This is a genomic window from Paraburkholderia sp. EG304 (assembly GCF_046543485.1).
Lineage (GTDB): Bacteria > Pseudomonadota > Gammaproteobacteria > Burkholderiales > Burkholderiaceae > Paraburkholderia > Paraburkholderia youngii.
This window is the reverse complement of the sequence record NZ_JBKGUA010000017.1, coordinates 122514-147586: the sequence shown is the minus strand read 5'-3', so window position 1 is coordinate 147586 and position 25073 is coordinate 122514. Positions and strand designations below refer to the sequence as shown.

Sequence of the window (25073 nt, the reverse complement as noted above, 5' to 3'; positions counted from 1 at the left end):
AACGAGAAAGCAAACCGAAAGGACGCAAACGGTTAGCCCTTTCAGATTAACGACAAACTAACGAATGCTTGATCGCAAAGCGAAAATCTCCACGGCGTGGCCGCGGAAAGAACGCGCGAAGAAAAACTACCGCTTGAAACGTCCCGTCTGCGGATCCACATGGCGCGCAAAACCAAACAGCGCAGCGATGCCGATCGGACAGGCGATCAGAAAGATAGCCAGCATCACACTCACCCCGTAACAACTTGTTACAGCGGAGTTTAGAGAAATTTGACGCAAGTTTAATGAGGGAAAACCGCAAAGCAGTATTGCGAAGGATTACGGCGACCTTAAAAAGACCGTCACATCCGTAAGTGAAAACGCGAATGAGCGCGCGACGGCGCTCGTGAAAAAACACGACGAAAAATCGATGGGACTCTGAGGAAAGCCTCGCCGCGTATAGCGGGTAGCCGCGTCGCCATTCAATTCGCGAGTTCCAACCGGCGCCGGCATAACACAGAAGAGACGGCGCGCATCCGCGCGCCAGACATCACACCGCCACGATTAGTCAAACCCTTCTACCGCATTGCGCCATGGGTATTTTTCTTCTGAATCGGCGCTGGTCCGACCGATTCGCGCATCGTCACGCTGACCGGAAACTCGCGGAAGATCTCCCACGTGGTGCCGTAACACTGGTTGATCAGCCAGCGCACCGCGTTTTGCGTCAGGTCTCCGGTCGGAATATGCACCGACGTGAGCCCGGGCGCCGCGTACGCGGCCGAGTAGTCGTCGTCGTAGCTGATCACCGAAATGTCGTTCGGCACCGAAATGCCCGCCTGGTGAAAACGCGCGAGCACGGCGACAGCCATCGTGTCGTTCGCGCAGAACAGGCCGGTCACACGCCGCTGTGTCTCGAGCAGCTTCTGCGCGGCCGCGTAGCCGCCTTCGGGCGAGAAGTCCGATTCGATCAGCAGGACGTCGTCGCGCGCAATGCCGGCTCGCGCGAGTTCGGCGAAAAAGCCGTCGATCCGCATCACGTTGTCCGACGCGGTAGCGGGCCCGGAAATCACCGCGATGTCGCGATGCCCGTGATCGAGCAGCGTGCGCGCCGCGAGTTCGCCGCCGCGCCGATGATCCGCGCTGAACGACGCTTCCGGCAACTGCTCGAACGCGCGATTCAGGAACACCATCTTCGGATGCATGTCATGCAGCATGATCAGGTCTTCGTCGTGCAGATCGTGGCTGATCACGACCACGCCGTCGCAATCGCGGCCGATCAGAAAGCGCACCGCCTCGATCGCCTGCTCGCGCGGCGACACCTCGCCGCAACCGGTCGCGACCACGACATGCCGGCCGACCGCGCGCAGCTCGGTGTCGGTCTGCTTCAGGATCGTGCCGTAGTACGGACCAAAGAAGGTCGGCACGAAGATGCCGATGATGCCGAGCTGCTGCGTCGCCATTGCCCGGCCGATCGACGACGGGCGGAAGTTCAGCGCCTCGATCGCCGCCTTCACGCGCGCCGCGGCATCGGCTGAAATCGGTCCCTTGCCGGAAATCGCTCGTGAGGCGGTCGACATGCCCACGCCGGCCAGTTGCGCGACGTCCTTGAGTGTTGCCACGCGGTTCTCCATCAAGCCTGTCTCGACGAGCCGCTTCGCGCGTGACGCGCCGCGGCGTTATAAGCGCGCGCCGCTCGCTTCGTCGAATAGCGAGACATGCGCGGCGTCGAACGAGAACGCCACGGTGTCATCCTCCGCAATCGGCGCTTTTGTCTGATCGATCGACGCGATCTGTTCGCCATGATAGTCGAGCCAGATCACGCGGTGGTTGCCCATCGGCTCCATCAGCGAAACTTTTGCGCGCTCGCTGGCGCCTGCCGTGATATGCACGTCTTCGGCGCGCACACCGAGTACGCATGGTTTACCGTGCTCGGGCGCCTGCGTGAACTCGTATGCCGACACGTCGATCTGCGCATTGCCGGAGCAAAAGTGGAGCACGCCGTCGCGGGTTTCGAGCGTGCCCTTCAGCAGATTCATCGCCGGCGAGCCGAGAAAGGTCGCGACGAACAGGTTGTTCGGCCGCGCATAGACTTCGGCCGGCGTGCCGAACTGCTGGATCACGCCGCCGCGCATCACGGCCATGCGCGTCGCGAGCGTCATCGCCTCGACCTGGTCGTGCGTCACGTAGATCATCGTCGCGCCGAGGCTGTGATGCAGCTGCTTCAGCTCACGGCGCAGCTCGGTGCGCAGCTTCGCGTCGAGGTTCGACAGCGGTTCGTCGAACAGGAACACATCGGCTTCGCGCACGATCGCGCGGCCGATCGCAACGCGCTGGCGCTGACCGCCCGACAACTGCGACGGCTTGCGCTTGAGCAGCGGCCCCAGTTGCAGCATCTCCGACGCGCGCGCGACACGCCTTGCGATTTCCGCCTTCGGCGTGCCGTTGATGCGCAGCGCGAACGACAGGTTGCGCTCGACGCTCATGGTCGGATAGAGCGCGTACGACTGGAACACCAGCGCGATGCGGCGATCCTTCGGATCGGCCCACGTCATGTCCTCGCCGGCGATCTCGATGCTGCCGTCGCTGACGTCGATCAATCCCGCGATGCTATGCAGCAGCGTGGACTTGCCGCAGCCCGACGGCCCCAGCAGCACGACGAACTCGCCGGCGAGCACGTCGAGATCGAGGTTCTCGATCACCGTGTTCGCGCCGAGCCGAATCGTCAGATTGCGGACCGCGACATTGGCGGGGTGCGTGAGCGCAGCGGCGTCGGACGCGGCGCCCGCGCTTGCACCCGGCACGGCGGCCGCATCGATCGTATTAGCCATGTCTGTCATGCCTTACCCCTTGACGGCGCCCGACGCAATGCCGCGCACGAACCAGCGGCCCGAGATGAAATAAACCGCGAGCGGAACCATCGACGTCAGAATGGTCGCTGCCATGTTGACGTTGTAGAGCCGCTCACCGGTCGTCGTGTTGATGATGTTGTTCAGTTGCACCGTCATCGGCAGATTCTTCGTGCCCGCGAACACGAGGCCCAGAATGTAGTCGTTCCAGATGTTCGTGACCTGCATGATCAGCGCGACGACGATGATCGGAGTGGACATCGGCAGCATCAGCTGAAAGAAGATGCGCCAGAAGCTGCCGCCGTCGATGCGCGCGGCCTTGAACAGCTCCTGCGGAATCGACGCGTAGTAGTTGCGGAACAGCAGCGTCATCACCGGCATGCCGAACATCGTGTGAATCAGGACGATGCCGGGCAGCGAGCTGAACAGATGCACGCTCGCGAGCACGCGCACGAGCGGATAGATCATCACCTGCACCGGAATGAACGCGCCGACCAGCAGCACGCCGAACAGCAGACCCGCACCGCGCGGCCGCCAGAACGACAGCGCGTAGCCGTTCACCGCGCCGACCATGATCGACAGTACCGTGCTCGGCGCGACGATGCACACCGAGTTCCAGAAGCCGACGCGAATGCCGTTGCAATCGAGCCCGGTACAGGCCGACTGCCATGCGGCAACCCACGCGTCGAGCGTGAAATGCACCGGAAAGCCAAGCAGATTGCCGAGGCGGATCTCGCTCATCGGTTTGACCGACGTAACCAGCATCACGTAGAGCGGCAGCAGAAAGAACACCGCGGCGGTGAGCAGGAACGCGTAGATGCCCAGGCGCGCCGGCGAGAACACCGAACGGCGAGGCCGCGTACGCGCGCGCTGCGGCAGACCGCCTTTGAGCGTGGAATCGAGCGTGTTCATCCTCTCTCCCCGCGCAGCGCCGCACGGCTGCGTGCATAGAAGAACGGCGCGAGAACCGCGAGCACCGTCGCGAGCAGCACGATCGATGCAGCCGACGCAAGGCCGATATTCGCGCGTCCGAACAGATAGTCCATGATGAATTTGGCCGGCACTTCGCTCGCGGTGCCGGGGCCGCCCTGCGTCATCGCGACGACCGCGTCGTACAGCTTGACGACCATCACGAACAGCAGCACGAACGCGGTCGAGATCGACGGTCCGAGCATCGGCACCACGATGCTCGCGTAGACCCGCCAGCGTGGAATGCCGTCGATGCGCGCGGCTTTCCACAACTCTTCGTCGATGCCGCGCAGGCCCGCGAGCAGCAGCGCCATCACGAGACCCGAAGCCTGCCACACGGTCGCGATCACGATCGTGTAGATGACCCAGTCCTGATCGACGATCCAGTCGAAGCGCGCATGCGGGAAGCCGAGGTTGCGCAGCACCTGCTGCGCACCGAGCGACGGATTCAGAATCCACTGCCATACGAGTCCGGTCGCGACGAACGACATCGCGTACGGATACAGAAACACCGTGCGCAACGCGCCTTCGGCGACCACACGCTGATCGATGAAGATCGCCAGCAGCAAGCCGATCACCATGCACGCGATGATGAAACACGCGCCATAGATCACGATGTTCTGCAGCGACATCAGCCAGCGGTCGTTGTGGAACAGCCGCACGTACTGTGTGAGACCCGCGAAGTCATTCGACGGAAACGTGCGCGAATTGCTGAGCGACACGCGCGCGGTCCAGACCATCGTGCCCAGATACGTGAACACGACGGTCAGGAGCATCGGCAGCAAGGCCAGCCAGACCGCGATCGAAAACCGCCGGTTCAGCGGCTTGCTTCGCGGCCTGGGTTGCGACTTGCCCGGCGGGTTCGAACCCTCGGCTGGCAGCTTGAGCGCGTGCATGGCGAGGCCTAGCCCTTCAGCGCGCTGGCGAACGCTTTCTGCGCGTCGTCGACTGACTGGTTCTTGTTCCAGAAGTTCGTCACGACGTCGGTCAGCGCACCTTGCGTATCCGGTGACAGCAGCATTTCCGGATTCGGCAACTGACGCGACTTGTCCTTCATGATCGCGATGCCCTCCTTGGCGCAGACGTCGAGGCTGCTTTCGTCGACGTCAGAGCGGATCGGAATCGAGCCCTTCTTCGCGCTGAACGCGACCTGCGCTGACGGCGAGGTCATCACCGTGGCGAGCAGATTCTGCGCTTTGATAGCCGACGCGCTGTCGGTCTTCGGGAACACGAATACATCGCCCGCGACCAGATACGGCGAACGCGGACCGAAGCCCGGGAAGCAGCCGAAGTCCTTGCCCGCGGTCTGATTCGCCGCGACGAACTCGCCCTTCGCCCAGTCGCCCATGATCTGAACGCCGGCCTTGCCCGAAGTCACGAGCGCGGTCGCGTCGTTCCAGTTGCGGCCAGGCGAGCCCGGGTCGACGTAATCGTGCAGCTTCTTGAACGCCTCGGAATTCACCGCGTTCTGATCGTGATCACGATAGACCTTCATATACAGGTCCGGGCCGCCCACATCGGCGAGCACCGCGTCGAACGTGATCTTCTCCTGCCACGGCTGACCGCCGAACGCGAGCGGAATCACGCCCGCGCTCTTCAGCTTGCCGAGATCGGCGATGAATTCATCGTAGCTTTTGGGCTCGCTCGCGATGCCCGCTTTCTGGAACACCGGCTTCGAGTAGAAGAACCATGCCGGCATATGAATGTCGACCGGCGCCGCGTAGAAATGGCCCTTCACGCGGATACTGTCGAGAATCGATTGAGGGAAAATGCCGTTCCAGTTTTCTTTCGCGGCGACGTCGTCGACGTTATTCAGGAGTCCCTGATCGATCAGATCGTGGAACTGTTTCGACGTATTGAACTGGGCGGCGGTGGGTGGATCGCCGCCGACGATGCGGTTGATCGCGGTGGCGCGCGCCTGGTCACCGCCGGCCACCGCGTTGTCGACCCATTGGCCGCCGGCCTTGTCGTATGCGACGGCAAACTGACGAATCGCGGCCGATTCGCCACCCGAGGTCCACCAGTGAATCACATTAGCCTTGAGCGGCTCCGCGTGCGCGACGACGCCATACAGCGCCAGTGCCGCAACTACGCCTCGCAAGACCATTCTGTTGCTGTTCATTCCGTCTCCTCCAGGCTCCGCGCCCGTGTGTCAAGTCGAAATACCAACCAGCTCCACCCGGTTTTACATCGTTGCTGCGTCGTTCTGATTGTGTTTATTGCGCCTGCGCATTGCGATCTTCGAGGAACTTCGACACCAGCTCCGCGCTGCGTTTAATCGTGCGCTTCTGCGTCTGGTAGTCGACGTGCACGATGCCGAAGCGCCGCTCATAGCCGAAAGCCCACTCGAAGTTGTCCATCAGTGACCACAGGAAATAGCCGCGCACGTCGACGCCCGCCTTGATCGCCTGATCGACCGCGGCGAGATGGCGCTTCAGGAACGAAATGCGCTGTGTGTCCTCGACACGGCCGTCGATGACCTTGTCGTCCGATGCCATGCCGTTCTCGGTGATGTAGATCGGCGGCAGATTGACATAGGTGTCCTTGAAACCGGTCAACAGATCGCGAAGACCGTCAGGGTAAACCTCCCAACCCATCTGCGTACGCTCGACACCTTCGAGCGGCACGTCTTTGAATCCATGCGCACCGTCGCTCGCCACATTGGTGCGGAAATAATAGTTGATGCCGAGGAAGTCGAGCGGCGTATTGATCGTCTGCATGTCACCTTCGAGCACCAGCGGCTCGCTGCCCGGCCACAGCTCGAACAGGTCTTGCGGATACTCGCCCTTGAACAGCGGATCGAGAATCCACGCGTTGTGCTGAACTTCGAACAGTTCGGCCGCGCGATGGTCGGCGGCGCTGTCGCTATTCGGCGTGCCGCGCCCGACGTTCGCGACGATGCCCTTGTGCGAGCGCGGATCGTTCGCGCGCAGCACCGGAATCGCGAGCCCGTGCGCGAGCAGCAGATGATGCATGGCCTGCGCGGCGAAACGCACGTTCGAGAGTCCCGGCGCGTGATGGCCGTTGCCGTAGCCGAGATACGCCGAACACCACGGCTCGTTGAGTGTCGCCCACGCATCGACGAAGCCGTGCAGTTCGCGGCTCATCAGATCCGCGTAATCGACGAAACGGTACGCGGTTTCGCGATTGAGCCAGCCGCCGCGATCTTCGAGATGCTGAGGCAGATCCCAGTGATACAGCGTGACGAAAGTCGTGATGTTCTTTTCTTTGAGCCGTCCGAGCAGGCGCTTATAGAAGTCGAGCCCCTTGTGGTTCGGCGCGCCGTTTTCGTCCATCACACGCGGCCATGCGGTCGACAGCCGGTACGCTTCGAGGCCGAGGCCCGCGAGCAGATCGACGTCCTGTTCCCAACGATGATAGTGATCGCATGCGACGGCACCGGTGTCGCCAGCCAGCACCTTGCCCGGTGTCGCCGAGAACGTGTCCCAGATCGACGGCAGGCGGCCGTCTTCGTTGACCGCGCCTTCGATCTGATACGACGCGGTGGCCGCGCCGAGCAGGAAATCCTGGCGCCATAGCGACGAATCGGCGGGCGGTGTGAATGGATCGGAATGCGGGTCGCCGTGAGCGGTGGGTTGTTCGGCGTCGACGACTGCGGATGCGTTGTTTACCACGGATTCTCTCCTGCAATGAGGTCGTTGAACCGGGTGTGGCGGAACTCGATGCGCTCTCGTTCGAACTTACTGTGAACGCTTAAGTGGAAGCGCTTCCACACTGTCGAGTGAACGATAACAGCGGCGAAATCGGAGCAGCAATCCGGGTTTGTCTGGAGAGGGTTTCTCGCATCCGTGCGAGGGTTATGCGGAGCGCATCGAGGTCGTTCGACTGCAGCGGATGGTTGCGGCCTCGACGAAAATTCCGAGCAGCCATTCAACGCTAAACCCAGATCGTTGACAATCGGCTTATCCACTTAGGTATGGAAGACGATTGCGATGAGCGAATCGAATCTGTCGAAACTTATATTGAGAGAAACGTAAAAGGAACGTAAAACATTGTCAGATTATGAACACCGCATGGATTGCGCATTGCGCCGGACTCTCTTTCCCGATTAAAAAGTTGGTTCGCGTAACGCGTATCAACCAATCAAGGGAGGACAACACGAGATGCCGATTCCTGCTTATATGTGGCTAAAAGATGATGGCGGCGCAAACATCCAAGGTTCGTCAACCGTTCAGGAGCGCGAAGGAAGCATAGAAATTATCAGCTTCGGACACGGCGTGAATCTGCCGGTTGATGCTGCCAACGGCAAGATCACAGGCGCGCGCGCACACTCGCCGGTTGCATTCGAAAAGGAATTTGACCGCGCAACGCCGTATCTGTACAAGGCCGTGGCGACCGGTCAAACGCTTCAGTCGGCCGAGATAAGGTGGTATCGCATCAACGATGCGGGAAAAGAGGAAGTGTATTTCGTGATGCTTCTCGAAGGGGTGAAGGTGTGCGGCATTAATCCCGGCATGGCTAATACGAAACTCGCAGAGGCGTCCACGCTCAATCACGTCGAGGCGGTATCGATGATGTATGAGCGGATCACGTGGCACTATCTCGATGGCAATATCAAATACACCGACTCATGGAATGAGCGCACATGAGCGGGGGGGACAATGGCGGTCACCGGTAAATTCATTGTCAATAACAAATGGCTGTCACCGCTCACGATGAATGGCATTGGCACATTCAACGCGTATTCTGGAAACGAGCAATACCGTAATCGCGGCGGTTGCACTATGGTTCCCTCAAACGGTCCGATCCCTGCCGGTAAGTACTGGATCGTGGACCGGCCTACAGGCGGAGTCGGGTCTCGCGCATGGGCTTCGATAAAGGACACCATCAATTCAGCGATAGGCGCACCGGTCGATCACAACGAGTGGTTCGCACTTTATCGCGATGATGGTCTGATCGATGATTTCACGTGGGTCAATGGTGCGAAGCGTGGAAACTTCCGGTTGCATCCGGCAGGTGGCCAGGGTCAGTCACTTGGCTGTATTACCATGCCGAGCCATGTCGATTTCATGCGTATCCGCTCCGCGCTGCTGCGCACAGGGAAGATTCCGGCCGGTAACTCGGGGCTGAAGGCATACGGAACAATCGAGGTCATCATCTATGGCAACACTTGTCCGTAGGCTGTTCAAGGTGGCGCTCTTTGTCGGCCTGTTCTGTCTTGCCTTGCCCTACGTCCACACTTACCCGATACCCATGCCAGCGAGTCAGGCGCGCGGTTGGTTGCACGCCGCCAACTGGCTCGGCATTCGTGACCCTGATGACCTATACATTCCGCTCATCCTTCTGGTTGATCTGATGGTTGCGGCGCTTGCCTATATCGCGATCATGAGGTTATGCCGGGTCTGGCGGCGCTGTCGCTCGCGTGCCTGATGAGCAGCACAACCGGACCCGCTTCGCGCGGGTCTGTTATTGCATGCGCGCGACCCTGTTACGCTGCTGTTTTCTGAACCCATCGCCGCCATCCGACCCGCATGAAAACCGGCTCCGTTTCCCTCGGTGACGTCGCTGCGCGCGCGACGCATCTTGAGGTCGCCTGTACGCGCTGTAAACGTCGCGGCCGCTCCCGGCTCGCGAAGCTGGTTGCATCGCTTGGTGCCACTTCCCGATGACGGATCCAGGCCGCGAGATAACCGATTGCACGCGCAGGAATGCCACCATGGCAGGTGCGCTGCGAGGTGTACTTTCCCGAGCTTCCGAAGATCATGAACGGCGACGCGCGACCCCGGCCAGAAGCGGCAGAAGCACCGGACGACGACTGATTCAAGTCAGCGCTCGATCACGGCGAAGCCTGCGCCGGGTTCCGTTTTCTTCCGGCTCTTTCCATCGTCTTGCGCAATGCAGAGGTGGGAAAATTGGTCGACATTGAATTGCCTCACCGTTTTTATTGTTTCTGATTTGCTAGCCGGGTGCATCAGAATGCAACTCAGGCTCACGTCGCTGGCGTGCATGTCGTGGAGTGCGAGGAGACGCCCCGTAAGCGAGGTTGGCACGGAACGCTTCGTACCGGCAAACCTCCGTCTCCGTTGATTTCGCTATGCGCGTTAGTCGCCGCGAAGCCGCACTCGCGCGGCAATTCTGCCGTGAGGAAAAATGGCGCGGTTATCAGAAACGTGCGCATTTCACATCGGTTTTATTTATCGAGCGAATGCGTTCGTCTACGGCTTGTCGTCCTCGCGATCGGGGTCGATGTCGGGATCGAGCGGCGGCTCGTCCGGGTCCTGCGATGGACCGATGTCGGGCAGATCCGTCTGCACGACGTCGGACTGATCCGGCCGGATCGGGTTTTCGTCCTTGTTCGGTGTAGTGGCCATGGCCGGTCCTCCTTGGGTCGTTGCCATGCTGAAATGACAGCAAGTTCTGCTCCCGATCAAGAGGCGGCCATGCCCTTTGCGCTCACAAATCGAAGCCCATCTGCGAACGGCCAAGCTCGGTGAGATCGTCTGCCGTCGCGCGGCCGACGAAATCGACTTCGAAATGATCCGCCGGAAAATCCGGCGGGCTCCTGCCTTCGAGAAAGCTCGGCAGTTGCCGCTTCAGGTATGCATCGTTTTTCGCGCAGGCCGGCAGCGAAGCGATATACATCACGTTGCTATAACCGTTGCCGCGATGCGCGTCTTCGACCGCGTGAATGACGTCGCTATGCCAGAACACGGTATCGCCCGCCTGCATCAATGGAATCGACGTCAGCGCATGAAACAGCGGCGCGTGATACTCGGACTTGATCGACAGCGCGCGACCCGGCATCGCTCCGCACAGATCGTCTTCGGCGACGTCGTCCTGCAGCGCGCGCAACAGGATGTAGACCATCGAGTTCGCCATCGGCACCAATTGCAGCGTGCCGTCGCCGGGGCCTTGCGGCGTCAGCGCGGTCCAGCCCTGGAACGTGCGGAACATCGAACAGACGGCCGGCGAAGCGATCTCCTCGACTTCGGTGCGCCACGCGGCATCGAACGGATCGTAGTCGCGCCAATGGCCCGAGAACACATCGCGATAGACCTTGCGGAAATTCGGCTCGATCCAGCGCTCGACCGAACCACCGTCGCAATGGGCGGACAATCCGAGCGATTCCGATCCGGGCGGCCGACGACGCAGGCGGTCCGCATACACCGGCACATGGTTCGGATCGAAATGCACGCGCCCTTCGCTCTCGGCGCGCCACAGCCGGTTCAGGAACACGCGGGCCTGCGTGAGTTCGATCGATTGACGCGCGAGCACCTGCGGCTTCGACCAGTACACACCGTAGATTTGCGGCTTGCTCGAAGCGAGCTGGCCGAAGTACTTGTCTTCCGCGCGATTCAGCAGCTTGGCGTCGAGGTCGTTGCGCTCGACGTATTCCGCGATGTCCTGCTCGACGAGCGACCGGTCGAACACCTTGCGGATCACACAGGCGCCGCGAGCTTTGACGAGAGCGATCTGCTCGTCGGTGACGCGGTTCGCCACGATGTCGGCGAACTGGATTTCCGGAATCGCAGGCTCGCCCCGATCACGTAGTGTGGCGATTCGCTCCGCCTCCTTCGTCATCGCCGCCGCGACGTCGGCGAACACTTCACGGTAGTTCGGCAGCATTGCTCGCAGTTCGCGCTTCGCTTGACGGGTGGCTGCCGGCAGGTCGTCGATTTGCAAGGCCATTGCATCGTCTCCATTGAGGTTTCTGATGCTTGAAGCGTACGCGAACGAGCAGTGCGCGCGTGATACTATCCGGTCAATGATTTGACGATTTCGGACATGAAAGCCGCTTTCGAACATGTGGATTTTGGCCGGGACTGTTCGGTCAGGGTTTACCACCCCGGCTGCCCCGCATCCCTTTCGAATGGCACCACCATCCCGAGTACGAGCTGACGCTGACGATGAACAGTCAGGGCAAGCGGTACATCGGCGACTCGGTCGCGACCTACGGTGCGGACGATCTGGTGCTGGTGCCGCCGAATCTGCCGCACACGTGGGCCTCGAACCGCTCGATCGATGCGGCGCACCCGCAGGTCGCGATCGTCGTCTGGTTCGACGGCGCGTGGCTGCGGCGACTCGCCGATGTCTGCCCCGAATACAACGGCCTATGCGACCTGTTGCGCAGAGCGGCCTGCGGCCTCGCGTTCGAAGACGGAGCCGGCACGCGCATGCGCGCACACCTGGACCGCCTGCTGTCCGACAAACCGCGCGACCGCTTGCAGGCGGCGCTCGACGTGCTGGACCTGCTGTCGACGCTTCCCGCCACGCCGCTCGCGTCCCCAAGCGCATTCGATGCGCGGACCGGCGCAGCGACTGGCTACGAATCCGATCAGCTCAATCGCGCGCTCGCATTGATCGAGACACAGTTCGCGCATCCGCTGCGGCTTTCCGCGCTTGCCAAGGCGTCTGGGCTGTCCGAGCGCTCTTTGACGCGGCATTTCACGCAGCATCTTGGTGAGAGCGTCGGGCGCTACGTGACGCGTGTGCGAATCGGCCACGCGTGCCGGATGTTGACGGACACGCAGGCGCCGATTTCCGTCATTGCGACGCGCTCCGGGTTTGCGAACGTCGCGAATTTCAACCGGCAATTCAAAGCCGCCAAGGCCATGACACCGGTTGAATTCAGGCACCAGTTCGCGGGCGCGCGGCGTGCCGAGCAACAGATGTCGCCGCAACTCACCGAGCGCTCGCCTTCTCTTCAGAGACTCCGCAATAAAGGAGACGGCAAGCGAACGTCCCGGCCAACACGTGCCGGCCGGCAGTCCGAATGAGCGAACTTCCCGGCGAGCCGCAGGAGAAAAGACGCGCCGCCGCCGTGTAGGACTAAGGTCTGATTGATGGCAAATGCGTGCGTGCGACTATGCTTCGGGGGTGAAACCCGAACTTAGCGAGGTTCGCGATGCGGCAGGCCAAGATCGTTATCGTCGGCGCGGGGCTGGTTGGGGGATCGGCAGCGCTGTTCGTGGCGTTGGCCATTCCGAGCGCGAAAGTCGTCATCATCGACGTCGCGCGGGTGCGCGCTGAAGGACAGGCTCTGGATCTCGCCCACGCCGCGGCATTCTGGGGGCACAGCCGGTTCCGCGCAGGGGACTACGAAGACGCGCGCGACGCCGACATCGTCGTGATCACGGCCGGCGCCGGCGTCAAACCCGGCGAGACGCGCCTGCACCTTGCCAGAACCAATGCGGACATCGCGAGCGAAATCGTCGGGCGCATCGCGCCGCTCGCGCCCGAAGCCATCTACCTGATCGCGACCAACCCCTGCGACGTGCTGACCGGCGCCGTTTACGACCAGCTGCGTTGCGAGCGCGAGCGCATCATCAGCACCGGCACCTCGCTCGATACGGGGCGGCTGCGCTCCCTGTTGTCCGAACGGCTCGGCGTGGTAGCCTCCGCGATTCACGCCTATGTGCTCGGCGAGCATGGCGAATCGGCGGTGATCCAGTGGTCCGCCGCGACCGTCTGCGGCATGCCCCTCGAAACCTTCCTGACGAGGAACGGCAAGGAGCTGGGCCCCGCCAGCAGGGATCTGATCCTGCGCTCCGTCCACGAGGCGGCGAAGCTCATCAAGGAAGGCAAAGGCGCCACCCATTACGGCATCGCCAGCGCGATAGGAAGGATCTGCGAGGCCATCGTGCACGACACCGATCTGATCCTGACGGTCGGCATCGTCGAGCCCGAAGTGGAAGGCGTACCGGACGTGTGCGTGTCGCTGCCGATGGTCGTCAACGGCGCGGGCGCGCGCCTGATCGCCTATCCTGAACTTGACCCTATCGAGCGCGAGGCCTTGCTGGGAAGCGCGCGCATCGTCAAGGAGGCGACGGAAAGCGTGCTTCACGAGCGGTGACGCTTTCTCGCGCACTCCGAAAAGACCCAACAACGCCGGCACGAGGTCCAACATGGCTCCCACACCTGCCAAGGTTTCACAGCCCACCAGTTCCCCGCCCGCCACGCCGAAGCCGTCGGTCGGACTGCCGGCGGGCATCTGGAAATATCTGGTGCCGATCGCGGTCGGCCTCGTGCTGTGGTTCTTGCCCGCGCCCGCCGGTCTGCAGCCGAAGGCCTGGCATATGTTCGCCGTGTTCGTCGCGACCATTGCGGGCATCATGACCGCCCCGCTGCCGATGTCGGTGGTTGCCATCATCGGCTCGACCATCGGTGTGCTGGCCGGCGTTCTGACGTTCGCCGACGTCACGCGATCCACCGGCACCGACCTCGTCTGGCTCGTGATGCTGGCGTTTTTCATATCCCGCGGCGTGATCAAGACCGGCCTTGGCCGCCGCATCGCGCTTCTGTTCATGCGATTGCTGGGAAAGCGCACGACGGGGCTCGGCTACGGGCTCGTGTTGACCGAACTGGTGATTTCGCCCGCGATGCCGAGCATCACCGCGCGCGCGGGCGGCGTGATGTTGCCTATCACGCGAGCGATTTCCGAAGTGCTGGGCAGTCACGCCGACGATCCAGAATCACGCGCGAAGGTGGGACGCTATCTGATTCTCTGCGCCTTTCACGCGAACATCATCACGGCGGGTATGTTCATCACGGCGATGGCGGGCAATCCGCTGGCGGTCAAGCTGGCCGCGGACCAGGGCGTGTCGATCAGCTGGCTCGACTGGGCGCTGGCGGCGTCGATCCCCGGTCTGCTGTGCCTCGCCGTGATTCCGATCGCGATGCTGTGGATCGCACCGCCGCACGTCAGACGCACCCCCGATGCGACCGATCTCGCGCAACGGGAGCTCGCAACGATGGGCTCCATCTCGGTCAAAGAAATCATCATGGCCTGCATCTTCGTCGGCCTGCTGGTGCTGTGGGTATTCGGCGACGATCTCGGCATCGGCGCGACGCTCGCGGCGGCGATCGGCGTGTCGTTGCTGTTCATCAGCGGCGTGCTGACCTGGCAGGACGCACTGAACGAGAAGTCCGCCTGGGACACGATGATCTGGATCGGCCTGCTCATCATGCTGGCCTCCAAGCTCAACGAATATGGCATGGTGGCCTGGTTTGGCAAGGAATTCGGCCAGCATCTCGCGGGCTTTCCGATGCTGGCCGTCTATATGCTGGTCGCGGCGATCTATGTTTACATTCACTACTTTTTCGCCAGCGCCACCGCGCATATCAGCGCGCTGTTTCCACTTTCGATGGCGCTGATGGTCGCCGCCGGCGTCCCGCCCTTCGTCGCCGCGGTCTCGCTCGGCATTCTCAGCAATGTGAACGGTTGCCTGACGCAATATGGCATCGGCTCCGGTCCGGTCATGTTCGGCGCGGGCTACGTGACCCAGGGCGAATGGTGGAAGGCGGGCTTTTTGATGAGCCTGTTTTACATGGTCGCCTGGCTGGTGGTTGGACCGCTTTGGTGGAAGGTGCTGGGGCACGTATGAGACAACGCGACTTTCGACGCGCGGACCGGACGGCCCGCGCACATGTGATTCTGCTGCGCTTCCCGCTTCGTCAATCGCGAGCGGGCGTGATTCGCGCGAGTTCGCCGGTCGTCATCGAGCGGCGCCGATCACCGCGACGCCGTCCGCGGCCCTGACGTTCTCGCCAGCCGGCGACACGAAGATCGCCTACTTGCCCGCGCCGCTCGCCTCGAAACTCCCCCGGTCATAAGCTTCGCAATAAGCCTTCCAATCCGCCGCGACCTGCGCCTCACACTGCGTTGCCAGATCGATCAACGGCAGTTGCCAATCGCGCCGACTGCCGAACGCGATCAGATCATCGGCGATCGCCGACTTCTGGCGTCCTCCGCTGCGCAAATGCGCCCACGCGCTCAACTCGGCCATGCTGTTGATCACCGCCTCGAGCCGCGGCAGCTTGCCGTCCCAATCGGCAAGCGCGACGCGATCTTCCGATGGCTGCAAACTGCGCAGCACATAGGAGCGCTGATTGAATTCGACCGCGTGCAAAAAGGCTTGCGAGACCGCCTGATTGCGCCGCTGCACCTCGACGACACGCTGCGCCTCGGTCTGCCACTTCGGCTGCGTTGCCGTCACGTGCGCACTGACCGACGATGACAGCGCCTCTTTCAGATCGATCAGGTAGTTGCCATCGGGCGAGCCCTTGCCCTCGACCAGAATCACGTAGCGATCGACACCGAGACTGCCCGTGCCCGCGATGCGTCGCGCGACATCGAGCGTGCGGTAGAAGTCCGGATTCGGCTCCGTCGCCGCGAACTGCTGCATGAACCGCACGACGGCCGCGCGTCTTTCATCACTGACGGGCAGCGCTTTCCTGCCGTCTACCTTCAGCATGCGCGTCTTGCCCTTGAGCACCGTGCGCCGGTCCAGATGCGCGGCGCGCGTGCGGCTCGCGAGCGCGACGAACAGGTCGCGCACCAAGCCGGTCGCGGTCTCCGCTTCGATCCAGCGCGACTTGCCGTATGCGAGCGCGGCGCCGTAGGCATCGAGCGCGGTGTGGCATAGCGCGAGCGCCTCGGCGCGGCTCAGCTTCAGATCGGCCGCGCCGACCAGCACGCTCGTCAACAGACGCACCAGCTCGTATGGAGCCGGCGCGAGACAGGCTTCGTCGAAGTCGTTGTTGTCGAAGTAGACGAGGCGATTGTCGCCCTTGTAGCTGCCGAAATTTTCGAGGTGCATGTCGCCGCAGATCCACACGTGCGGCGCGTCGTCGAGCAGGCTTGCGCGCGGCAGTCGCTGATAGAACAGATGACAGGTGCCGCGCAAAAACACGAACGGCGAGCCGCGCATGGCTTTGTATTTCATCGCGAGCCGTTCGGGGTCGCGCCCGGCGTTGAAACTGGCGATGATCTTTGCGATGTCGGACATAGCGGGTTCCGTTGAATGAGCAAGCTCGACGTGAGCTGCGTGCCTGCTGCTGTGACCTCGGCGCGTGCCGCGAATTCAATGCCGGGTCCGGTGCGGATGCAGCGAACCCGGCGCGTTGAGCACGTCGTTGATCGCGGTCATGACGAGCGCCGTGATCGGCGTCGGCTGAGCGGCCGCCGCACTCCTGACCGCCGCCCACATTTCCTGCTGCAGGCGCAGCCGCCGATGCGGCCGCGCTCCGCGCGCATTCACCCCTCCCCGCCAAACCTGCGCCGATACGCTCCCGGACTCGTCAACGCGATCCGACGAAAATGCCGCCGCAACGACTCTTCCGAGCCGAACCCCGCCCGCTCGGCGACGCGCGCCATCGGTAGCGGCGTCGCCGCTTCGAGCAATTCACGGGCAAGCGCGACGCGCTCCCTGACGAGCCATTCATAGGGCGCCATGCCGGTCGCGTCGCGGAACTGCCGTTGCAGCGTGCGCGTGCTCATCGCCGCCCGCCTGGCCAGCGAGCTCAGCGTATGCGGCTCGGCCGCATGGCTGCGCAGCCAGTCCATCAGCTTCGCGATCCGTCCGCTTTCGTCGTGCGCCATTGGTCGCGGCACGAACTGCGCCTGGCCACCCTCGCGATGCGGCGGCACCACGAGCCGTTGCGCGACCCGATTCGCGACCGCGCCGCCATGATCGCGCCGCACCAGATGCAGCAGCATGTCGAGCCCGGCCGCCGATCCCGCCGACGTGATCACCTGCCCTTCATCGACATACAGCGCTTCGGGCTGCACGCGCAGTTGCGGATAGTGCTGCTGCAACTTGTCCGCGTAGCGCCAGTGGGTCGTCACGGTCTTGCCGTCGAGCACGCCGGCCGCCGCGAGCACGAACACGCCCGAGCAGATCGAGCAGAGCCGCGCGCCGCGCTCGTAGGCCGCGCGAAGTCTGCGCAGCAGCGCGGCCGGCGGCACTTCGTCGGCATCGCGCCAACCCGGAATCACGATCGTGTCGGCGCTCGCGAGCAGCTTCAGCGTGTACGGCGCGGCCAGCGTGATGCCGCCCGCCGCGCGGATCGGTCCGGGCTCGCCCGCGCAGACCGCGAAGCGATACCACGGCACGCCGAGCTCGGGACGCTCGAGCGCGAACAGTTCGGTCACGCAGCCGAATTCGAAGGTGCAGAGCCGGTCATAGGCCAGCGCGACGACGAGATGATTGTGCATGGCGCGATGTTACCGAAGATTGACGATCACGCCACTTACCGGGTGACCCGCCACCCGCCACAATCGCCTCGGCCACCAGACCACCCGATCAACTCCTCGTTCCTTGCCATGACCCACGACAACCTCACCACCGCCCCGAACGCCGTCACCGCGATTCCCGCCGCCGACAGCGCCGCCGCGATCGCGCACTTCCACGCGTCGCTGCGCTTCGAAACCGATTGCGCCGACGTCCACGCCGCCCTCGCGAGCGGCGCGCCCGGCTTCGTGCTGCTCGACGTGCGCAGTCCCGCGCTGTTCGCGCAGGGCCACGTGCCCGGCGCGCTGAATTTGCCGCACGGCAAGATCGTCGCGTCGAAGCTCGCGGCTTATGCGCCGGATACGCTGTTCGTCACCTATTGCGCGGGACCGCACTGCAACGGCGCGGCGCGCGGCGCACTGCGGCTCGCCCAGCTTGGGCGGCCCGTCAAACTGATGGCCGGCGGCGTCACCGGCTGGCTCGACGAGGGTTTCGCGCTCAGCCGTCACGACGCCGATCCGGCTTCTGACCCGCGCTCCGCCGCATAGCGCGGTCCGCACTCGGACAAGCCGTCCAGTGCGGCATCCGCCTTGGTCCGCCGGCCCGTTTTGGCCCCTGTTAGCCACGCGCAAATAAGTTAAACAAAATGCGAAGAGTGCCGATAAGATGTCAAGCCGCATTCCTCGCGCGGCGGATCCAACATGCAGAGTTCCTACAATTTATGGCTCGTGGCGATTTCGTTCGCGGTTGCGACGCTCGCGTCGTACACCGCGCTCGATCTGACGGGCCGCATCTTCCTGCTCGCCTCGGCGCGCCGGCGGCATGCCTGGCGGCTCGGCGGCGCGCTCGCGCTCGGTGTCGGCATCTGGTCGATGCACTTCGTCGCGATGCTCGCGTTCTCGCTGCCCATCCCGCTCGGCTACGACCTCGCGTTGACCGCCTGTTCGCTGGCGCTCGCGATCGGCGCTTCGTATCTGGCACTCTTCCTGACCACCCAGCAGCGCCTGACGCCAGCCCGGCTGCTGGCGGGCGGTGTGGTGATGGGAATCGGTATCGCCGGCATGCACTACACCGGGATGGCGGCGCTGCGCATGGCGCCCGCGATCCACTACCAGCCCGTATGGTTCGCGGCCTCGATCGCGATCGCGATCGGCGCATCGAGCGCCGCGCTGTGGATGGCGCGCGCGCTCAGCGACGAACACGAGCGTCATATCGCGCGCAAACGTCTGGCCGCGGCGCTGGTGATGGGCGTCGCGATCAGCGGCATGCACTATACGGCGATGGGCGCCGCGGATTTCGCGCCCGGTGCGATCTGCGGCGCGGCCAACGACATGGACGCGCAATGGCTCGCCACCGCGGTGATCCTGCTTACGTTCGCGGTGCTGATCGTCACGCTGATGCTGTCGCGCTTCGACGTGCGCACCACCTTCCTGCTCGGCGCGGTGTCGAAGCTGAACGGCCAGATCGTGCGCCTCGCGACGCTCGACGTGCTGACGGGCCTGCCGAACCGCGCGACGCTGACCGAGCGGATCGAGCGCGCGATTAGCGGCGCGCGCCGCCAGCGCACGTCGTTCGCGGTGCTGTTCATGGATCTCGACGGCTTCAAGACGATCAACGATTCGCTCGGTCACTCGGCCGGCGACGCGGTGCTGTCCGCCTTCGCGCAACGCCTGCAGCAATGCGTGCGTTCGAGCGACACCGTCGCGCGGCTCGGCGGCGACGAGTTCGTCGTGCTCGCGGAACACCTCACGAGCGGCGACGACGCGGCCGCGCTCGCCGACGGCGTGCTCGAGCGGATGCGCCAGGGCACGTGGAGCGACGAACAACCGCTGCAGGTCATGCCGAGCATCGGCATTGCACTCTATCCGCGCGATGGCGACAGTGTCGAGACGCTGCTCCAGCATGCGGACGCCGCGATGTACGAAGCGAAGCGCGCCGGCCGCGGCACCTACCGCTTCTTCGAGCGCAGCATGAACGAGGCCGCCACGCGCACGCTGCAGATCCAGCAAGTGCTGCACGACGCCTTCGCGAATGAGCGTTTTTCGCTGCTGTTCCAGCCTAAGTTTCAGCGCGGCGGCGAAGCGCTCGCGGGCGCCGAGGCGCTGATCCGCTTGTACGATCCGGAGCTGGGGGCGCTTACGCCAGCCGAATTCATCCCGGTCGCCGAGCGCTCCGGGCAGATCGTGCAAATAGGCTACTGGGTCGTGCGCGAGACCTGCCGGCGCATTCGTGGCTGGATCGAACAGGGCCTGCCGGCGATGAAGGTGGCGATCAATCTGTCGCCGCGTCAGTTGCTGCAGCCGGACCTCGTCGAGACGATCCAGGAGATCGTCAGGAACGAGGGTGTCGCGTGCGAGCAGATCATGTTCGAGATCACCGAGACTGTCGCGATGCAGGACGCCGCGCGCACCGTCGAGGTGATCCGCGCGTTTCAGGCGAGCGGCTTCGACATCTCGATCGACGACTTCGGCACCGGCTATTCGAGCCTCGCGTATCTGCAGCGCTTTCAGGTGAAGCAGCTGAAGATCGACCGCTTCTTCACCCATGGTCTCGACGCGAACGGCGCGGCGGGCAGCGCGATCGTGTCGGCGATCATCGCGCTCGCGCACTCACTCGAAATGGACGTGGTCGCCGAGGGCGTCGAGACCCAATCGCAGCTCGACAAGCTGCGCTCGATGATGTGCGACGAAATGCAGGGCTACCTGCTCGGCAAACCAGTCAGCGCCGACGACTTCGGCGCCATGCTCCGCAGCAGAATGATGGGCGCGAGCGGAGTGGCTATCTAGGCAGCGTCTCTCCCAACGCCAAGAGCCGTTCGGTCAACGCCGCGCTCGCGCGCGTCATCGGCAAACGCAGTTCATTGCGCACCCACCCCGTCGCCGCCAGCAGCGCCTTCACCGGCGCGGGGTTCGGTTCGGCGAACGCGAGCTGGATCTGCGGCACGAGCGCGTGAAAAATTTGCCTTCCTTCGTCGAGCTTGCCCTCTGTCAACGCGCGGTACAGCGCGACGAAACGCTCGGGCCGCCAATGCGCGGACGCCGCGATCGCTCCACTGCCACCCGCGCACAACGTCGAGAAGAGCTCGAGGTCGTTGCCCGCGAGCACCTGCAGACGGCCATCGCGAACTAGCGCGAGCGTCGTGTCGAGCGAACCGGCGCAATCCTTGACCGCCTGAATTCGCGGATGCGCGGCGAGCGTCAGCAGCGTGTCGAGTTCCAGCCGCACGCCGGTGCGCTGCGGAATGTCGTAGAGCACGACCGGATGCGCGCTCGCGTCCGCCAGCGCGCTGAAATGCGCGACGATGCCGTCCTGCGCGGGTCGCGTGTAATACGGCGCGGCGATCAGCACACCGGCAATCGGCAACGGATTCAACTGCTCGATCCGTGCGCGCATGCTCGCCGTGTGATTGCCCGAGACGCCGACCAGCACCGGCAGCGCGCGCCGCTGCGTGTCGGCGGCGTTGGCCTGCGCGGCGGCGAGAATCGTCGCGAGCACGGCGTCCTGTTCGGCGGCGTCGAGCGTGGCGGGCTCGCCGGTCGTGCCGAGCGCGACGAGCCCGGCCACGCCGGCGTCCGCATAGCGACGCACCAGCGCGCGCAACGCGGCATGATCGACGGCGCCGTCGGCGAACGGCGTGATCAGCGGAATCCAGATACCCGAGAAATCAGACATGTTTGCTACCTCGATGACGACCGTATCGAATCCGGTCAGCGGTGCGAGGGAGAACACAGGAGAGAGCCGCAGGCGGGCGGTCGACCGGTCGTTCCGTCGCACATCTGACGACGGAACAGCGTGCTCCGGTCAGATGTGCGGCTGTTTTTTGGCTTTGGCGCCGACGTTACGCGAAACGCCGTTCTCACGTGCGACCGCCGCGCCCGCGAGAGCGGCGCGGGCGAAGGTCGACGAACGGAGCGGGAACATAGGGCCGGAGTGCATGAACCGCAGTGTAACCGCCAAACCCGCGCCGCGGGGCCTCAGGCGCCTCACGAAGCAACTCGCGCAGGAAAACGCTTGACATCTACGCGCCGGAAACTAATATACGCACCGCGTACATCAACGCGTTTTGCTGTCTGACTCCCGCCGACCCCACACTTGCGACAGGTGCCCTCATGAGCGTTCCGCAACAAGCCTTCCTACGCGATGCGATGCGTCGCCTGAATATGACGCGCGATACGTTCGCTAACCGTATCGGCGTGTCACGCCGGGCGCTGGACACGTGGCTGCTGCCGGACGACTCGCAGGAATCGCGGGCGATGCCGGAAATCGTCGAGCGTTTCGTGTCGGAGATCGTCGCCAATACGGAGCCGGGCGAAGGATATACGCAAAGCGTAGACTCGCAATCGCTCGCCAGCCAGATGCTGTTCGAGGGCAAGCCGCAGTTGCTGTCGGTCGATCAGTTTTCGCGCGACTCGGTCGAGGCGCTGTTTCGCGTCGCCGACATCATGCAGCCGATCGCGCGGCGCCGCAAAATCTCGCGTGTGCTCGAAGGCGCGGTGCTCGGCAATCTGTTCTTCGAGGCGAGCACGCGCACCCGCGTGAGCTTCGGCGCGGCGTTTTGCCGGCTCGGCGGCTCGGTGTGCGACACGACCGGCTTCACGTTTTCGTCGATGGCGAAAGGCGAATCGATCTACGACACGAGCCGCGTGATGAGCGGCTATGTCGACGCGCTGGTGATCCGCCACCCGGAGCAAGGGTCCGTGGCCGAATTCGCGCGCGCGACCAACGTGCCGGTGATCAACGGCGGCGACGGTCCCGGCGAGCATCCGAGCCAGGCGCTGCTCGATCTATACACGATCCAGCGCGAGTTCTCGCGCCTGGGCAAGATCGTCGACGGCGCACACATCGCGCTGGTCGGCGACCTCAAGTACGGACGTACCGTGCATTCGCTCGTGAAGCTGCTGGCGCTGTATCGCGGCATCAAGTTCACGCTGATTTCGCCGCCGATGCTCGAAATGCCGGGCTATATCATCGAGCAGATTTCGCGCAACGGTCACGTGATCGAACAGACGCATGACCTGCGCACCGGTCTGCGCGGCGCGGACGTCGTGTATGCGACGCGCATCCAGAAGGAGCGCTTCACCGACGAATCGTTCGAAGGCTATACGCCCGACTTTCAGATCAACCAGGCGCTCGTCGATAGCATGTGCGGCGCCGACACGCTGATCATGCACCCGCTGCCGCGCGACAGCCGGCCCGGCGCGAACGATTTGAGCACCGACCTCAATCACGACTCACGGCTCGCGATTTTCCGGCAGACCGACAACGGCATTCCGGTGCGGATGGCGATTTTCGCGGTACTGCTCGGCGTCGACAAACAGGTCCAGCATTCGATGCGCGATGCCACGTGGCGCCCGCCCGTCTACCTGGGCCCGGACGACGCGGTGTTTCACGGAATCGATTGACGCGGACAGCTGTGTCCGCCCCTCAGGCCGCGGCCGCGGCGCGCGCGTCACGCATTTCGCGCGCCGCCTGCCTGAACGTGCCGGCAAAGAACAGCACCTGGTATTTGACCGCGTTCGACCAGTACTTCCATGTATGGCCGCCAGGCCGCTCGGCGTAATCGTGTGGCACGCCGAGTTCCACGAGCCGCTCGTGCAGCAGACGGTTCGATTGCACGAGCGAGTCGTTCACGCCGCAATCGATCGTCAGGGCGATGTGGTCGCGGCCGAAATCCTCGGCGCTGGCGACGATCGCCTCGCTATCCCAGAAGTCCGCATGTTGGGACGGGTCGCCGAACACCCGCGCGATGCCGGGCTCGTCCTCGCTGCTGCGCGGGTCCACCGCACCGCTGATGCTGCCCGCCGCGCCGAACGTGTCGGGCATGTCGAGCGCAATGCGTAGCGCGCCGAATCCGCCCATGCTCAAGCCCGTGATCGCGCGTGCCTGCCTCGTCGCGATGGTGCGGAAATGGCCGTCGATATAGCCAACCACTTCGGTGCCCACGTAGGTTTCATAGCGGCTGCGCGGATCGACGGGACTATCGATGTACCAGCTATCGCGGCCGCCGTCGGGCATCACGAGGATCACCTGATAGCGATCGGCGAGCTTGCCGATATGCGAATTCGCGGTCCAGTCCGTGTAATCGCCGCCTGAGCCGTGCAGTACATAGACGACCGGAAAGCGCGCGGCCTGGTCGCCACGCGCGTACTGATCGGGCAGCACGACGGTGGCGTCGAACGTACGATGCATCGCCGCGCTCGGGATCGTGACGACGCGCGCCTGGAACGCCCACGCCGGCGATGCGATCAGCATCAAAATGAGCCAGAACCTACGAACTGGATTCATGGTGGGTCGCCCTTCCGCTCGTTGCCGCTAGCTTCCGGCTGCATACCTTCGTCAGGCGTCCGGAACAAAACCGTCCCGGCGCGCCTCGGCCTGTGTCCGTCGACGACTCTAGCAATGGCGACTTACAGCCATATTTCAGCGAAGCATACGATCCAGTCAGGCTTCAGCCGCTTCGTTCGCTTGCGTTGCGCACGCTACGCCGACATCTTCGACGTGCACGGAAAACCCAACCTGCCCCGGCGCCAGATCGTCCCGCAATGTGAGCGCCGGTATCTCATATGCACCGCCATTCTGCGGCCGGAACGCGATCGGCGCGGTCGTCCACAACGTGTCGAGCCGTCGCCCGAGCGCCGCGCTGATCTCCGCATACTTCGCGTCGTCGATACGGCTCGTGCGGTAGACGACGAACGGCGGCAACACGTCGAAGCCAGGGTAGTACAGCACGCCGTGCTGGATCGGGAACAGCACGTCGTCGATCGGACCGTTGATGCCGCGCGCGCTGTAGTGCGACTCCCAGCCGCCCGTCGTGACGACCAGCATCGCGCGCTTGCCCGCGAAACGGCCTTCGCCGTAACGCTCGCCCCAGCGCGCATCGGAATGCTCGCCGACGCCATACGCGAGACCGTACGCATAGACGCGCTCCACCCAGCCCTTCATGATCGCCGGCATCGAGAACCACCACAGCGGAAACTGCAGGATCACCGCATCGGCCCACTTCAGCTTGTCCTGCTCGCGCGCGATGTCCTCGCTCTGCAAGCCGTTCTCGAACGCATGCTTCGATTCGAGCGACGCGAAGAAGCGCTCGGCGCTGTGACGCTCGCGGGTGTCGTGCGCATCGAGCGACGCTTTCCAGTTCATCGCGTACAGATCGGACACCTGCACCGTATGGCCGGCGCGTTCGAGATGACGGACAGCGAAATCCTTCAGTGAACCGTTCAACGACCTCGGTTCGGGATGCGCATAGATGATAAGAACGTTCATGATGGGACCTTCGTGGCTGAAAACAGTCACGATAGTCATC

At 63.6% G+C, this 25073-nt stretch carries 22 protein-coding genes and 1 pseudogene; 9 read left to right on the top strand and 14 right to left on the bottom strand.

Annotation, left to right across the window (positions count from 1 at the left end):
* Positions 1-557: 557 nt before the first annotated feature.
* The 6 genes from ACLFKU_RS21360 to ACLFKU_RS21335 all read right to left on the bottom strand — a co-directional run bounded on the left by ACLFKU_RS21360 (position 558) and on the right by ACLFKU_RS21335 (position 7429).
* Positions 558-1610, bottom strand: coding sequence for a substrate-binding domain-containing protein (locus tag ACLFKU_RS21360; RefSeq protein ID WP_410850373.1), 1053 nt, complete (start codon positions 1608-1610; stop codon positions 558-560).
* Positions 1611-1655: 45 nt separating this feature from the next.
* On the bottom strand, positions 1656-2816 hold the full coding sequence (locus ACLFKU_RS21355; RefSeq protein WP_410850372.1) for an ABC transporter ATP-binding protein: 1161 nt from the start codon (positions 2814-2816) through the stop codon (positions 1656-1658).
* 3 nt (positions 2817-2819) lie between these two features.
* Positions 2820-3737, bottom strand: coding sequence for a carbohydrate ABC transporter permease (locus ACLFKU_RS21350; protein WP_410850371.1), 918 nt, complete (start codon positions 3735-3737; stop codon positions 2820-2822).
* Entirely contained in the window at positions 3734-4690 is a 957-nt protein-coding gene (locus tag ACLFKU_RS21345) for a carbohydrate ABC transporter permease (RefSeq protein WP_368585824.1), read from the bottom strand. The genes ACLFKU_RS21350 and ACLFKU_RS21345 overlap by 4 nt, the downstream gene beginning before the upstream one ends.
* Positions 4691-4698: 8 nt before the next feature.
* Entirely contained in the window at positions 4699-5916 is a 1218-nt protein-coding gene (locus tag ACLFKU_RS21340; protein WP_410850370.1) for an ABC transporter substrate-binding protein, read from the bottom strand.
* A gap of 94 nt (positions 5917-6010) precedes the next feature.
* Positions 6011-7429: a GH1 family beta-glucosidase gene (locus ACLFKU_RS21335; RefSeq protein WP_410850369.1), complete on the bottom strand. Its 1419-nt coding sequence runs from the start codon at positions 7427-7429 to the stop codon at positions 6011-6013.
* A gap of 489 nt (positions 7430-7918) precedes the next feature.
* Here ACLFKU_RS21335 and ACLFKU_RS21330 point away from each other — a divergent pair, with 489 nt between their 5' ends.
* The 3 genes from ACLFKU_RS21330 to ACLFKU_RS21320 are packed head-to-tail and all read left to right on the top strand — an operon-like array spanning position 7919 to position 9185.
* Positions 7919-8404: an Hcp family type VI secretion system effector gene (locus ACLFKU_RS21330; protein WP_368585827.1), complete on the top strand. Its 486-nt coding sequence runs from the start codon at positions 7919-7921 to the stop codon at positions 8402-8404.
* Between the two features lie 12 nt (positions 8405-8416).
* Positions 8417-8935, top strand: a complete 519-nt coding sequence (locus tag ACLFKU_RS21325; protein ID WP_410850368.1) for a DUF2778 domain-containing protein — start codon at positions 8417-8419, stop codon at positions 8933-8935.
* Positions 8916-9185: a hypothetical protein gene (locus tag ACLFKU_RS21320; protein ID WP_410850367.1), complete on the top strand. Its 270-nt coding sequence runs from the start codon at positions 8916-8918 to the stop codon at positions 9183-9185. The genes ACLFKU_RS21325 and ACLFKU_RS21320 overlap by 20 nt, the downstream gene beginning before the upstream one ends.
* Before the next feature lie 785 nt (positions 9186-9970).
* On the opposite strand, the gene ACLFKU_RS21315 is transcribed toward ACLFKU_RS21320, so the two are convergent.
* The gene (locus ACLFKU_RS21315; RefSeq protein ID WP_368585829.1) at positions 9971-10126 is read right to left on the bottom strand and encodes a hypothetical protein; all 156 of its coding nucleotides are present in this window, start codon (positions 10124-10126) and stop codon (positions 9971-9973) included.
* An 82-nt stretch (positions 10127-10208) separates the two neighbouring features.
* Positions 10209-11444, bottom strand: a complete 1236-nt coding sequence (locus ACLFKU_RS21310) for a DUF1479 domain-containing protein (RefSeq protein WP_410850366.1) — start codon at positions 11442-11444, stop codon at positions 10209-10211.
* Positions 11445-11540: 96 nt separating this feature from the next.
* On the opposite strand from ACLFKU_RS21310, the pseudogene ACLFKU_RS21305 reads away from it, so the two are divergent.
* The 3 genes and pseudogenes from ACLFKU_RS21305 (at position 11541) to ACLFKU_RS21295 (ending at position 15139) form a co-directional block, all read left to right on the top strand.
* Positions 11541-12532: pseudogene (locus ACLFKU_RS21305) on the top strand (helix-turn-helix domain-containing protein).
* Positions 12533-12660: 128 nt separating this feature from the next.
* Positions 12661-13608 (top strand): lactate/malate family dehydrogenase, encoded by a 948-nt coding sequence (locus ACLFKU_RS21300; protein ID WP_410850365.1) that lies wholly within the window; start codon positions 12661-12663, stop codon positions 13606-13608.
* 52 nt (positions 13609-13660) lie between these two features.
* Positions 13661-15139 carry a DASS family sodium-coupled anion symporter gene (locus tag ACLFKU_RS21295; protein WP_368585833.1) on the top strand — a complete coding sequence of 493 codons (1479 nt, stop codon included), beginning with the start codon at positions 13661-13663 and terminating at the stop codon, positions 15137-15139.
* 186 nt (positions 15140-15325) lie between these two features.
* Here ACLFKU_RS21295 and ACLFKU_RS21290 read toward each other — a convergent pair whose 3' ends face one another.
* The 3 genes from ACLFKU_RS21290 to ftrA form a co-directional block, all read right to left on the bottom strand.
* On the bottom strand, positions 15326-16543 hold the full coding sequence (locus tag ACLFKU_RS21290; RefSeq protein ID WP_410850364.1) for a DUF2252 domain-containing protein: 1218 nt from the start codon (positions 16541-16543) through the stop codon (positions 15326-15328).
* Between the two features lie 75 nt (positions 16544-16618).
* Positions 16619-16795: a hypothetical protein gene (locus tag ACLFKU_RS21285; RefSeq protein ID WP_368585835.1), complete on the bottom strand. Its 177-nt coding sequence runs from the start codon at positions 16793-16795 to the stop codon at positions 16619-16621.
* Positions 16792-17751: a transcriptional regulator FtrA gene (gene ftrA, locus ACLFKU_RS21280; RefSeq protein WP_410850363.1), complete on the bottom strand. Its 960-nt coding sequence runs from the start codon at positions 17749-17751 to the stop codon at positions 16792-16794. The genes ACLFKU_RS21285 and ftrA overlap by 4 nt, the downstream gene beginning before the upstream one ends.
* 108 nt (positions 17752-17859) lie before the next feature.
* On the opposite strand from ftrA, the gene ACLFKU_RS21275 reads away from it, so the two are divergent.
* A complete protein-coding gene (locus ACLFKU_RS21275; protein WP_410850362.1) occupies positions 17860-18315 on the top strand; it encodes a rhodanese-like domain-containing protein in 456 nt (151 codons plus the stop codon).
* A 153-nt stretch (positions 18316-18468) separates the two neighbouring features.
* Positions 18469-20553: a putative bifunctional diguanylate cyclase/phosphodiesterase gene (locus tag ACLFKU_RS21270; RefSeq protein WP_410850361.1), complete on the top strand. Its 2085-nt coding sequence runs from the start codon at positions 18469-18471 to the stop codon at positions 20551-20553.
* On the opposite strand, the gene dapA is transcribed toward ACLFKU_RS21270, so the two are convergent.
* Positions 20546-21439 (bottom strand): 4-hydroxy-tetrahydrodipicolinate synthase, encoded by an 894-nt coding sequence (gene dapA / locus ACLFKU_RS21265; RefSeq protein WP_410850360.1) that lies wholly within the window; start codon positions 21437-21439, stop codon positions 20546-20548. The two genes, ACLFKU_RS21270 and dapA, sit on opposite strands and share 8 nt — an antisense overlap.
* 437 nt (positions 21440-21876) lie before the next feature.
* Between dapA and ACLFKU_RS21260 the strand changes: the two genes are divergently transcribed.
* Positions 21877-23169, top strand: coding sequence for an aspartate carbamoyltransferase (locus ACLFKU_RS21260; protein WP_013091330.1), 1293 nt, complete (start codon positions 21877-21879; stop codon positions 23167-23169).
* Positions 23170-23191: 22 nt separating this feature from the next.
* On the opposite strand, the gene ACLFKU_RS21255 is transcribed toward ACLFKU_RS21260, so the two are convergent.
* The gene (locus tag ACLFKU_RS21255) at positions 23192-24052 is read right to left on the bottom strand and encodes an alpha/beta hydrolase (protein WP_368585840.1); all 861 of its coding nucleotides are present in this window, start codon (positions 24050-24052) and stop codon (positions 23192-23194) included.
* A 156-nt stretch (positions 24053-24208) separates the two neighbouring features.
* Positions 24209-25033: an NAD(P)H-dependent oxidoreductase gene (locus ACLFKU_RS21250; protein WP_410850359.1), complete on the bottom strand. Its 825-nt coding sequence runs from the start codon at positions 25031-25033 to the stop codon at positions 24209-24211.
* Positions 25034-25073: the final 40 nt, after the last annotated feature.

Bases quoted from the DNA above. Each gene is read 5' to 3' on its own strand.
- ACLFKU_RS21360 (WP_410850373.1), bottom strand. From the start codon at position 1,610: ATGGAGAACCGCGTGGCAACACTCAAGGACGTCGCGCAACTGGCCGGC.
- ACLFKU_RS21355 (WP_410850372.1), bottom strand. From the start codon at position 2,816: ATGACAGACATGGCTAATACGATCGATGCGGCCGCCGTGCCGGGTGCA.
- ACLFKU_RS21350 (WP_410850371.1), bottom strand. From the start codon at position 3,737: ATGAACACGCTCGATTCCACGCTCAAAGGCGGTCTGCCGCAGCGCGCG.
- ACLFKU_RS21345 (WP_368585824.1), bottom strand. From the start codon at position 4,690: ATGCACGCGCTCAAGCTGCCAGCCGAGGGTTCGAACCCGCCGGGCAAG.
- ACLFKU_RS21340 (WP_410850370.1), bottom strand. From the start codon at position 5,916: ATGAACAGCAACAGAATGGTCTTGCGAGGCGTAGTTGCGGCACTGGCG.
- ACLFKU_RS21330 (WP_368585827.1), top strand. From the start codon at position 7,919: ATGCCGATTCCTGCTTATATGTGGCTAAAAGATGATGGCGGCGCAAAC.
- ACLFKU_RS21325 (WP_410850368.1), top strand. From the start codon at position 8,417: ATGGCGGTCACCGGTAAATTCATTGTCAATAACAAATGGCTGTCACCG.
- ACLFKU_RS21320 (WP_410850367.1), top strand. From the start codon at position 8,916: ATGGCAACACTTGTCCGTAGGCTGTTCAAGGTGGCGCTCTTTGTCGGC.
- ACLFKU_RS21315 (WP_368585829.1), bottom strand. From the start codon at position 10,126: ATGGCCACTACACCGAACAAGGACGAAAACCCGATCCGGCCGGATCAG.
- ACLFKU_RS21310 (WP_410850366.1), bottom strand. From the start codon at position 11,444: ATGGCCTTGCAAATCGACGACCTGCCGGCAGCCACCCGTCAAGCGAAG.
- ACLFKU_RS21300 (WP_410850365.1), top strand. From the start codon at position 12,661: ATGCGGCAGGCCAAGATCGTTATCGTCGGCGCGGGGCTGGTTGGGGGA.
- ACLFKU_RS21295 (WP_368585833.1), top strand. From the start codon at position 13,661: ATGGCTCCCACACCTGCCAAGGTTTCACAGCCCACCAGTTCCCCGCCC.
- ACLFKU_RS21290 (WP_410850364.1), bottom strand. From the start codon at position 16,543: ATGTCCGACATCGCAAAGATCATCGCCAGTTTCAACGCCGGGCGCGAC.
- ftrA (WP_410850363.1), bottom strand. From the start codon at position 17,751: ATGCACAATCATCTCGTCGTCGCGCTGGCCTATGACCGGCTCTGCACC.
- ACLFKU_RS21275 (WP_410850362.1), top strand. From the start codon at position 17,860: ATGACCCACGACAACCTCACCACCGCCCCGAACGCCGTCACCGCGATT.
- ACLFKU_RS21270 (WP_410850361.1), top strand. From the start codon at position 18,469: ATGCAGAGTTCCTACAATTTATGGCTCGTGGCGATTTCGTTCGCGGTT.
- dapA (WP_410850360.1), bottom strand. From the start codon at position 21,439: ATGTCTGATTTCTCGGGTATCTGGATTCCGCTGATCACGCCGTTCGCC.
- ACLFKU_RS21260 (WP_013091330.1), top strand. From the start codon at position 21,877: ATGAGCGTTCCGCAACAAGCCTTCCTACGCGATGCGATGCGTCGCCTG.
- ACLFKU_RS21255 (WP_368585840.1), bottom strand. From the start codon at position 24,052: ATGAATCCAGTTCGTAGGTTCTGGCTCATTTTGATGCTGATCGCATCG.
- ACLFKU_RS21250 (WP_410850359.1), bottom strand. From the start codon at position 25,033: ATGAACGTTCTTATCATCTATGCGCATCCCGAACCGAGGTCGTTGAAC.